Annotated in this window: 10 protein-coding genes; all 10 read left to right on the plus strand. The window is 30.9% G+C overall.

Annotated features, from left to right (window positions below):
* The first annotated feature begins 21 nt into the window (after nt 1-21).
* The gene (locus DM444_RS14455) at nt 22-2,217 is read left to right on the plus strand and encodes a hypothetical protein (RefSeq protein ID WP_111287838.1); all 2,196 of its coding nucleotides are present in this window, start codon (nt 22-24) and stop codon (nt 2,215-2,217) included.
* A complete protein-coding gene (locus DM444_RS14460) occupies nt 2,217-5,198 on the plus strand; it encodes a hypothetical protein (protein WP_111287840.1) in 2,982 nt (993 codons plus the stop codon). The genes DM444_RS14455 and DM444_RS14460 overlap by 1 nt, the downstream gene beginning before the upstream one ends.
* An 8-nt stretch (nt 5,199-5,206) precedes the next feature.
* Nucleotides 5,207-5,560 carry a hypothetical protein gene (locus tag DM444_RS14465; RefSeq protein ID WP_111287842.1) on the plus strand — a complete coding sequence of 118 codons (354 nt, stop codon included), beginning with the start codon at nt 5,207-5,209 and terminating at the stop codon, nt 5,558-5,560.
* A gap of 54 nt (nt 5,561-5,614) precedes the next feature.
* Entirely contained in the window at nt 5,615-5,761 is a 147-nt protein-coding gene (locus tag DM444_RS23655; RefSeq protein WP_162614977.1) for a hypothetical protein, read from the plus strand.
* Nucleotides 5,762-5,918: 157 nt separating this feature from the next.
* Nucleotides 5,919-6,140 (plus strand): hypothetical protein, encoded by a 222-nt coding sequence (locus tag DM444_RS14470; RefSeq protein ID WP_111287844.1) that lies wholly within the window; start codon nt 5,919-5,921, stop codon nt 6,138-6,140.
* Nucleotides 6,141-6,175: 35 nt separating this feature from the next.
* Nucleotides 6,176-6,706 (plus strand): hypothetical protein, encoded by a 531-nt coding sequence (locus tag DM444_RS14475; protein ID WP_111287846.1) that lies wholly within the window; start codon nt 6,176-6,178, stop codon nt 6,704-6,706.
* Between the two features lie 277 nt (nt 6,707-6,983).
* Nucleotides 6,984-7,538: an REP-associated tyrosine transposase gene (locus DM444_RS14480; protein WP_111287848.1), complete on the plus strand. Its 555-nt coding sequence runs from the start codon at nt 6,984-6,986 to the stop codon at nt 7,536-7,538.
* A 135-nt stretch (nt 7,539-7,673) separates the two neighbouring features.
* Complete coding sequence (locus DM444_RS14485; RefSeq protein ID WP_111287850.1) at nt 7,674-8,210, plus strand: hypothetical protein; 537 nt, start codon at nt 7,674-7,676, stop codon at nt 8,208-8,210.
* Nucleotides 8,211-8,225: 15 nt separating this feature from the next.
* Nucleotides 8,226-8,720 carry a hypothetical protein gene (locus DM444_RS14490; RefSeq protein WP_111287852.1) on the plus strand — a complete coding sequence of 165 codons (495 nt, stop codon included), beginning with the start codon at nt 8,226-8,228 and terminating at the stop codon, nt 8,718-8,720.
* Between the two features lie 517 nt (nt 8,721-9,237).
* Entirely contained in the window at nt 9,238-10,968 is a 1,731-nt protein-coding gene (locus tag DM444_RS14495; protein ID WP_111287854.1) for a hypothetical protein, read from the plus strand.
* The last annotated feature ends 67 nt before the right edge of the window (nt 10,969-11,035 follow it).

Consider the following 11,035-nt stretch of genomic DNA (forward strand, 5'->3'; position numbering starts at 1 on the left):
TTTATAAATAACACTTAAAATATGTCCGCAAAATCCCATTTTTTTATAGAGTCGGGAGGTTTTCCCGCGCAGTTGTCAGGTCAGGGCTTTGGACCTCAATCTGAAACTGTTTTCAACCTGACTTCTAGATTTTCTTTAGACGCACCCAAAAAAACCTTTTCGATTTGCAAAGGAGTTGTTTTGGTTCAGCCTCAAACTGGTAATCCTAATAAAGTGAATCTAATTCTTCGTCCTTACAAACAGCCATTTCCTGGGTTGAATATCAAATATTTTGTTTACAGAGGTTTACAGAAAAGTGATTTTTTTACAACTGATTCCGAGCCATTAATTATTACAAAAAGCAGTTCAACTTCTGACTTTATTAATAAGATAAACGACGATTTTAAAGCTTTTCATGAAGGACGTGTAAAAAAAGAGGGCGAAACAGTCACGCCTATTCCTGTTCCCCCTTTCACCGCTAAGTTTATTGGCTATGAAAAAGAAAAAGAGGATGACGATAATGATGGAACTTTATTAATCCCCCTTTCTGACTTCTTTTTTAAAGAATCAAAATTTGTCGCAGCCGGTGATACTTTTGATGAAAAAGACGATTTCGAATTACCCCTAATCGATATTGGAAAATCGTTAGGAAACTTTGCACAAGGCGAATGCGGAATTGATGTTGTTCTAAATTACGGCGATTACAAATATGATTTTGACAATACTGAGTTTGCTTTCAATTTAGAATATGCTCGCAAACCTTTCGCAGAAATTACAGTAAATGGAGATACGCCTTTTAAACAAAAATTGCAGCGCGAGCAAAGCATTCAATTTATTGATATTGCTGCTTTTTATGGCTCTCATGTTGAAAATGGAGTTGTTACAGCAACTGCTTCTGGAGTTCAAACCGAGAAAAAAGGAACGGCTATTTTCAATGAGCTGCTTAATAAATTTTGGACGAAAAACAATTGGTACGTTTACATTCAAAGTGATCGTACTCGCAGTTATGATTTTTATGGAAATTATAAAATTGGTGAAGGTCCTGAAAACCTAAAAACAGGATTGTTGAAAGACACAGCAACCAATGAAGTTCCTATGACTGCTATTACGTATGGAAATTCTGGATGGCCCGTTTTAATTAATACACAAAACCAAGCCAATACGGTTACTACCAATGATCTGTATCTGCAATTTCCGACAGACAACAATAACAATACTGCCTTTTACGGACAGCTTGCCAAAGTTGCCAATGCACAAAAAGACAATTTTATTAATGCAGATGGTTTACGACTGCCTCCTGATGAAGAAGGAAATTATAGTGAATTAACCTCTACAGTGCAATTAACTACTCCAGCTGTTGCAGGCGAAAACATTGCTGCATTAAGTCTTTTGATTTATCAGGGAAAAGTCAATATGTACACGGCTGGAACAACACAAGACGAAAATGGAGATTTGGTGATTTTATACAGACAAGCCAACTTTTTCGACAATGTTTTCAGTTTAATCAAGACTAAACCTTTATTAAAATTAGGCACTGACGAAAATTATTCCAGAATGACTTCTGAAAAACTGAATCTCATTAATGAGTTTTATGATAAAAAACAGCAGGGAATTTCTATTGCACAAACAGTAACGGTTAACGATATCATTGAAACCGGAATTGAAGAGAAACCTTTTGTTGAACGTGTAACCTATCTTACAGAAGCGGCAGACGTCATGAACAATGCTGTTTCTGCAACTGGAAACACTACTCCAGATACTAAAACTACAGCTTCTGCCAGTGGTGCAGTAACCAAAAGTAAAACCTATCAGCTTCCTGATCCTTATTACTACAATTTAAAACTATTTACAGACAGTACACAAACTATTACAGGACTAGAATTAAAAACACTTGATGGCTCTACACCCAATAAAATCATCCTAGGATTAACTAAAGAGGAAAATGAAATTATAAAAGATTTGATTTCTAGTGATATGAAAAATCCTCGGCTGTTTTTGATTGATCTTTTTGAAGATGGAAATGAATTGGTTTCTCCTGAAAATATTAAATATCAAAAATATAGAGTTGGGATTGTGGCTGAAAATGCTGAAGGCAACAACGAATTGAAGGAACAACTAGACAGTCCTGTTTTTGTTTATTCACTGGATAGGAGATATCATTTTAGTAAGGGGTATAGTGAGTATGTAAAAGAGAACCCGAAAAAAGAATTAATGTTAGATTTAGATTTATCTTTATAATGGAACAGGCAGCAATTTTAAAATCTGGAAATGTTGTTAAACTAACTGGTTTAATAAATCCAAAATATACTATATACGGTTTTTTAAATTCGTTTGAAACTGTTATAAATGGGGTCACCAAAAAGTTCAAAGAGACATTGGTAACTGATTTTCGAGAAGAAGATCAAGTAGGTCAAGTAAGTAAAGATGTGGTCGGTGGGTTTTACGAAGAACAATTCTTCTTGGAATACCTTACTGATAAAAACAAACTTTACCAATTAAAAGAACATCGCTATACCTTTAAACCTGCCACTGCAGGCGATGAAATAAATGTAAAAAAACTAAAAGTTGCTTCACCATATATTGATTTCTGTAAAATTGAAACATATAAATGGACATACCAACCAAATGTTCCAATTGTTGATTATGGGACTTGGCAAATTAAAATTCCAAACGGAGTGGTTCCAGATCCTATTGAAGGAGTAAATGTTCAATTGAGCGATACTGCCATGCAGTTTTATAATCATAAAATTGGATTATTTGTAACTCCACTTAGTGACACAAACGATAAACAATTAAAGGCTTTTTTATTTGCCAAAATTGGTATTCTAATAAACTCAATAGAAAAAATGTTTAATTTAATCGAATTAGACACTAACACTGATTTTGGTCAATATATAAATAGTCAAAAATCTGAATGGAGCACGCAACCTATTTTTGCAAATCCAACTGTTGTGGTTTTAGAAGACTATTTAAGAAACTTAACTAATTTCTATAACGGTTTCTATACTAATCAAATTCTAATTAAAAAAGCTCCCAACAAAGAAAAATTTTATTGGCTGGCACGGTGTTTATCAGCCGAAGCTTTGTCTACTGTTCCAACAAATGATAAAATTGAATTATTAAAAAACATAAGTGGTTTTAGCCAATATTTGACAGAAAGCAATAATGGAGAGCAATTAGCTTTAAAAATAATAGAATCTTTCACTTTTAATTCGGTAACTGCAGCAGAGAGAAATGATTTACTTTACGTATTAATGCAAATACAAATTTACCAAGTACCAAATGCTTATAAGCAGACAAAAACATTTGATACTAAACAAACTCTCTTCGAAATATTATATTCAAAAATTGATGATGACAGAATTAGTAGATATACGATAGGTCCTTTAGAATATGTTGTTGGCTTTCTAAAAACTACTGACAACAGGAAAAAATTTATTCTGTTGTTATATAAAATATGGAAATCTTCAACGTATAATCCAAAATATGCTGATCCATCTTACACATTACCAGCTAATGTTTTTGGAATATATCCTGAGTCATATTATATGAAACTAATTACTGAAAATGGTAGTTCAAGTTCCTTAACTGCTTACTATAATCCGGAAACTTCCCCTGCATTATTAGTTTATAATGCTTCTAGTAGTAGCACCACAGATCAATATATGAGAACAACAGGTGTTGATTACATATTAGGTGAGCTTGAGGGAAAAAAAATAAAAATACATCAAAAGCAGACAACTTACACGATAGAAAACTCTTCAAAAGAAAATAATTTTCATACTAATACTTATACGTCATTGTATGGCACATACGAACTATATCAACCTATTTCAATTATAGGCTTTAAACCTGATTTAGATTTAGTCGAAACTTTTGAAGATCCTGAAACAGGTGTTAACTTAAACGATCCTTTTCCTAATATCCCTGTGTTCTTCTTATATTATTTGCAAGACTACAGCGAGTTAAAAAAGTTAGATTTTAGCCTTGTTTTAGTAGCTGAAATTGCTTTAAACTTAACAGGTGCAGGTGCCTTGAATGATTTAAAATATTTTGGCTATTTATCTAAAGCCCGATCTGTTTGGACAGGAACTGCGACAGCTTCAGAAACTGTATTGTTTTGGAAAGCAGTAGAAGGCGTAAATACTACTGTACAGTTTACAGCAGATAATTTATCTGCTATAAATAACTATTCTAATAATACAACAACTGATCCTGATGTAAAAGAATTTACAAATAAAGTAAGTGTTCTATTTGATGTCCTTACAATAGTATCACTAGGGACCGACCCGATTATGAAGAAAAAGCTTATTAATGCAGCAACTGATGTTGTTGAGCAAGAGGCTAAATTGATAACATTAGGAAAAAGTCACGGGTTAAGTCCAGACACTATGAATGCTATTAAATCTATTTGTGATATAGAAGATTTGATAAATTTGATGCAGTTAAAACTAGATAATTTACCTTCTTACGCAAATGATAACATTTTATCCCAATTTAATGCTTTTACGCAAAAAGAGAAGTATGATTTTTTTACTTATTTTTATAATTTAAAAGAAGAGGCAAAATGGACAGAAATGAATTTTCGACATGCAAGAATTGTAAATGGTCAAGCAGAATTTTATACTTGGGTTGATGTTTGGAAAAATGAAATCATATTCTTAAAAAATAACAGAAATTATGATTTTTTACAAGGATACCATCAAATTACTAATAATTCAGATTTACTCAAACATGTTCATCAAGGGGATTTAAAAGTCATTGCTGTACAAGGTAAATCGACAGGGATAGAATTAACTGGTTTACATAATCAAATAGAAATAATTGACGCCCCACCATATATTGAAGGAAAGTGGAATTTTAAAACCCGTCCGAATAAAAATCACAGAAATTATGTTAAAGGAAAAATAGAAAGACATATGGGTGATGTAATTGATCCAGCAACTAATAAATCATGGGAAAATCCCTTCGAACCAGTTTCGAGAAAGTATATGAAGGCAAAAAAAGATGAAAGTGTATTTTGGCCAGCATCATATAACAAGCAGAGAATTAATGAAGAAATGGCATATGCTTTTTCTACAAAAATAGGTAAACCCTCAAAACAGTTAAATACTTTAAGGTTTGAATCTAGAGCAACTGATGGTCAAAAAATAATAATTACTAAGGATAAATATGGAAAATGGTCAATTTTTCCAGATCAATATGATTTTTTAAATTAAAATATATTATGACAATAGCACAAATTTTAGACTTATATGACATAAGTTTTATTAAAGTCAAAGACAAAAATTCATATTCAAAACTTTTCTATGGAGGTGGAGAACTGGAAATGTTTTTCACTTATTTCAGAGATCCAGACAATATTGAAACAGAAATCATTCAATTAATTGATCATTATTTAAATGGAAATCCTTTTCCTGTAGATAATGACCTAACAGTGGGAAATGGTGATTTTGTTGATGTATCAGCATTATCTGTAACATTTACTAATAGAGAATCTTTTATAATTAGTCAAAGTATTCCTTTGCGTCACTTTCGTGATATTACTCAAGCTTGGGTTGATTTTCTTAGGAATGGATAAGAGTAGGTTTGTAAATTCTACAAAAAACAAACGAAGTAACAAATAAATAGTTAGATGGAATATGATCATGATGGTTCAATCAAAGATATTTATCATGGTTTTGCAAGTGATGGCAAAGAAATCGAAATAGCTCTAAAACATGAAAAAAATCAAATAATAAGTATTTATCCTAGTTTAGATACAAATTTTAAAAATTTATAATTATGAATTCGTTAGACAATAAAAATATAAATTTTTTCAATAAAATAATTGACAGTGAAATATACAAAATAGCTACTGGTGGTATTGGACATGTTCAATCAATCAATCAATCAATCAATCAATCAGAGATATTGAGGTTCTCAATAAATATATTGATATGGTAAACACTACTATCAATGGTAATTTTATCTCAATAGAAGAAGATCCTGATGTTAGCAGTGGTTATGATGTAGCATTTATTACACCAAATGGAATTGAAGTAATGGACGAAAATGTTGCAAATGTTATTGAAATAATTCCTTTACAAGAATTTAAAGAAATATTAATTGGTTGGAGAGACTTTTTATTAACTCCTCCATTAGATGGATCTAGAGTTTAAAGTATCTTTAATATCATAATTTTAAATATATAATAATGGAAAATGAAAGAATTATAGAAGTTATCATTGACAAAATAAATAATGGCTATGATGATTATGAAATTGAAAAGTTCTTAGAGCGACAAGAAATTAGTTTAGATAAATTTGATAAACAAATTGAAGAAGCTAAAAACAAGATTTTAGAGTATAAACTAAAAACTTATCCTAAACAAAATAGACTAGCATTCATTATTTCGTTATCTTTATTTGTAGTGTTCTTAATTTCTTTCTTGATTATTATACCATTATTAAACATCACTATCGGATTAATACCTCTTTCCATTTTGGGAGCTTTTACAATCAGTTTGTCTGGATTTTACTCTATACTGTATTACAAAAGTTGGGAAGCAGATTTTATCGAAAAAATAGGAAAACCTAAATTAAATTTACAAACCTATATTTTAGTTTGTAGCTTGCCAGCTGTTTTGTTGTTTTTCATAATTTCTTGGAATTCTTTAGAAGGCCCTGGGCATAATCTTTATAAATTAAGTCTAACTTCTAAATTATTTAAATTACTTTTCCGATAGCGCGGATTTGCAACCCGATCGTGCAGATTTACCTCAGCAACGATAGCGCGGATTTGCAAACCGATCGCGCGGATTTGCAATCCGTGCCCGCAAAGATTGATGAGTACTCTTTGAAAAAATGTCCGCATAGATTTAGCTCCGCAACCATAGCGCAGATTTACCTCCGCAACGATCGCGCGGATTTGTAATCCGTGCCCACAAAGTAATTCCTTCAAAACCCCACAAATAAAAAGTGAAACTTTCCACTATACTTTTTATTTTTGTAGGAAAAAAGAACGTGTCGACAAAATACAAAGCAACAACAACTGAGGAAGCATATTTTATAACTGTAACTGCTGTAGGATGGATAGATATATTTACAAGACTAAATCAGAAAAACATTCTAATAAGTGCTTTAAAGTATTGTCAGGAGAATAAAGGTTTAGAAATTTATGCCTATTGTATTATGAGCAGCCATATTCATTTGCTCTGCAAAGGAACGAATGGTTTTGTATTATCCGATATTATTAGAGATTTTAAAAAATTTACATCAAAAAAAATAATACAGACTATAATAGATGAACCTGAAAGCAGAAGAGAATGGATGTTGGAATATTTTCAAAAATCATGTGAACATTTAAAAAAGAACCAGACTTATAAAGTATGGCAAAATGGCTATCATGCAGAACATATTTACAGCAATAAATTTATCAAGCAAAAAATAGATTACATCCATAACAATCCCGTAAAAGATAAAACTGTTAGTTCATCTGAAGATTATTATTTTAGTTCGGCAAGGAATTATTCAGGCTTAGAGAATGATTTAGATGTTGTTTTGTTAGATCTGTTTTGAAAAAAATCTATTCCGTTCTAGAAAACATCAACAACAATTGATTTTTTTTGATTTGCATTGTGTCCAATCTTTGCGGGCACGGATTGCAAATCCGCGCTAACGATTGAGAGTAAATCTGCGCGATCGGGAAAACCTATGAGAATTTACTTAAATAATTTAATTTCGAAAAATGAAGATGTAATGTACAGTGTTGATATTTTATTCAAAAAAACGAATGGTACGGATTTTAAACCATCTATTTATTTGGATATTGATGCAATAGTAATTGATAACGTCACAAACAAAATTAAAACTCCATATAGTGCCAAACTTGATATTGGTAAAACGTTCAAAAGTACAGGGAGTAATAGATATGATGATGCAGAAAAATTAGAATTTTTCAGAAATTTACCTGAAAATATAGATGATGCGAAATTATACATTTTAGGCCAAGAAAAAAAAGTATGGAAAGATGTATCTAAACCACATGATATGAATCAAATATCTTTTATAGAAATAAAATATCTTGATAAATTTGGTAAATCAAAGACAATGTCATTATCAGATTTCAAACAAAAATTAAAATCAACTCCTTATTCTAGAAATGATTTTACAGAAATAAACCCTTCTACATTCAATACGACAAAAGAGGAACTATATAAAAGCCTATACAACAGAATAATAACAGATTAAAACGATAAAAAAATTATGGCATTAGATATTAGATACATTATTGGAAATACAGATACTTATTTTAGAAGAGATGAATTAAATGTTTTATTGTTTTATGCAAAGAATATAAATTTTAATTTAGGAGCGAAACTTTATTTTTTATTAGAAAAAGAAACAGTTTTTAGATTAAACAATCATATTAGTATAGGTAATTTAAACTCTTTTGATGATATGCCAGCACATTTTGATATAAGTCACATTCAAGAAAGTATTCAATTTATTACGAATCAAATTATACCTTCATTACAAAATGAATCATTAAGTATGTGGAAGAAATATGGTGGATTCGATAGTTTAAAAATTGAAGTTAATAACGGAAATAGAAATAATTGGACTTCAAATTTAAGTGTTGACCATGAATATGTCCCTGAGGATATAGATTACTATATTGATATGGCAGTAGAAATAAAAGAACTTTTACAGGAATCTTTAAATCAAAATACTCCAATTATGGTAGTTTATGAAGATTAATTTTAACCCGATCGCACAGATTTGCTCCGCAACGATATCCCGATCGCGCGGATTTATCTCAGCAACGATCGCGCGAATTTGCAATCCGTGCCCGCAAAGATTGATTTGATCTCTTCGCTGGCACGATCGTCCCACTCGTGAACGTAAAATAAAACAACAACTCAAAGACAAAAATCTTTGAGTTGTTTTAAAATCAAAAGAGAAAATCAAATCTCTTAAACTCCAAAAAATTACATTTTAAAAAACTCAGGAAACTTAAAACCATAAGTTTCCCTAATCTATTATTGGCTATATCGAAGCCAGTACACAAACCTATTTCTTTATTTTACAGCTCTGTAAAATAAAACCCTATTGTGACGCCACTAACACAATTTTTAAACATTCAGGATTACTTGCAATCATCCAAAATCAACAACTGTTTGTAAGTACTACATATATCTGAATGAATTACGGTAATCCCCTATAAGCCCGATTAAAAGCCTGTAAATTATTAAAAACCCGTAAAAATTAATTAAAAATGAGTACAAATCACAACAGAATCAGAGTGGCGGACTTAGAAAAAAATCAGCCAAACAAAATTTTAAAAACAAATCAGAATGGTGAATTAGAGTTTAGTGATGTAAACAATCTTCAAGCCGAAAGTTATAATGCCTTAGATTGTACAACAGAAGGAAAATCTTTAGATGCTAGACAAGGGAAAGTCTTAAAGGATATGATTGATAACAACATTAGTAATCTTGCTTCCAAGGAAGACATTTCAAATAAATCAACAAGCATTAGCACTGATTCTTCAAGCAAAACAAAATATCCAAGCGTAAAGGCAGTATTTGACTGGGTACTTGAAAATTTTAGATTAAAGGGACAAAACATAACACAAGCAACAAATGCTACCTATACTTTACAGCTTAACGATATAAATGAGACCATAGTATTTAATTCTGATCTTCCATTTACTTTTATAATTCCTACTCAAGAAAATGTTGAGTTTAAAACAGGACATACTGTTAGATTTATTCAAACAGGCAACGGAACAGTCACTGTTGCTGGCGAAGGAATAAACTTTATTAGCAATCAGTCTCTTACTTCTATGAAAGGAGAAACAAGAACATTGACTAGAATTTATAAAGATGCATGGTCAGTTGAAGGTCAAGTAAGTTTTGAAAAAGATATAAAATTAAAAAGCTACCCTTCAATAAGAAATGATGGAAAATTATCTACAAACAAAGTTTTAAGTACTGATGAAAATGGGAACTTGAAACTTTATACAATAGATGTTTCAGGTAATGATATAAATGCCTCTTTAATCAACAATTTAGTTACAGGAGGAACAGATAAGGCTCTAACAGCCGAAATGGGAAAAACTTTAGAAAATACAAAACTCACAGCATCAATTGCAAGTGATTCTGAAACGCAAAGTACCACATCAGTTGCAGAGGACAACAAAGTTGTAAGTCGTTCTAAGCTTTTCAATTGGTGGCAGTGGGTTAAGTCTCAAACACAAACAATTTCTGGAGCTTGGAATTTTACTAATAAAGTTACATTTGCCGCCGGAACAATTGCAACCCCTCCTTTAATTATACCTAAGGGAACATTAACTACCACTCCTGTCAATGGTGCGATAGAAAGTGACGATGCTGGTATATATTACTGTTTAAAAGGTATTCGACGTAATTTAATAACAGAATATATAATCAACTATTATGATATAAATTCTTTACCAGTTTATATCTGGGGAAATGGTTCTATCGGCAAACAAACGACGATAACAAATATTGTTAGCAATCAAAAACTGTTCAACAATGGTAATTTACAAAAAGATGTTTATGAAATATCTCTTTTGGCGGTTCAAAGTCGTTGGCATTCTGAAGTAACCAATGCAAAAATTGAACTTCAAATTAATATTTCAAATTCTTCACAACCATCAACCTGGTATACTATTTCAAGTTTTGAAGAATCAGTATCAAACTTGCCTAATGGAGGAATTCCATTCTCTGTAAATCATAAATCTACAATCGCGGTTCAGGTATTTAGAGACAAACATATTTATATAACTGGTCTTAAAAGTAGTTACTCAAGCGAATCTTCGTCACGATCTAGAACAGAAAATTTAAAATTAGCCATTGATGATCTATTAAAACAAGATATGTTAGTTTCTTTTAGAATATTAACAACTTTGGATATTAATTCGAACGCTACCTATCAAATCTTTAATACTGATTATAGCTTATTTCAGCTTATTAGAAAATAGTACATCTACAATTAAGATAATTATATAATTACAATAAACCAATTTAAGAAAAACATTTAAATCAATA

The organism is Flavobacterium ginsenosidimutans (genome assembly GCF_003254625.1).
In the GTDB taxonomy this organism is placed as follows: Bacteria; Bacteroidota; Bacteroidia; order Flavobacteriales; family Flavobacteriaceae; genus Flavobacterium; species Flavobacterium ginsenosidimutans.

Coding starts and splice junctions, on each gene's coding strand:
- DM444_RS14455 (WP_111287838.1), top strand. CDS start 22: ATGTCCGCAAAATCCCATTTTTTTATAGAGTCGGGAGGTTTTCCCGCG.
- DM444_RS14460 (WP_111287840.1), top strand. CDS start 2,217: ATGGAACAGGCAGCAATTTTAAAATCTGGAAATGTTGTTAAACTAACT.
- DM444_RS14465 (WP_111287842.1), top strand. CDS start 5,207: ATGACAATAGCACAAATTTTAGACTTATATGACATAAGTTTTATTAAA.
- DM444_RS23655 (WP_162614977.1), top strand. CDS start 5,615: ATGGAATATGATCATGATGGTTCAATCAAAGATATTTATCATGGTTTT.
- DM444_RS14470 (WP_111287844.1), top strand. CDS start 5,919: ATGGTAAACACTACTATCAATGGTAATTTTATCTCAATAGAAGAAGAT.
- DM444_RS14475 (WP_111287846.1), top strand. CDS start 6,176: ATGGAAAATGAAAGAATTATAGAAGTTATCATTGACAAAATAAATAAT.
- DM444_RS14485 (WP_111287850.1), top strand. CDS start 7,674: ATGAGAATTTACTTAAATAATTTAATTTCGAAAAATGAAGATGTAATG.
- DM444_RS14490 (WP_111287852.1), top strand. CDS start 8,226: ATGGCATTAGATATTAGATACATTATTGGAAATACAGATACTTATTTT.
- DM444_RS14495 (WP_111287854.1), top strand. CDS start 9,238: ATGAGTACAAATCACAACAGAATCAGAGTGGCGGACTTAGAAAAAAAT.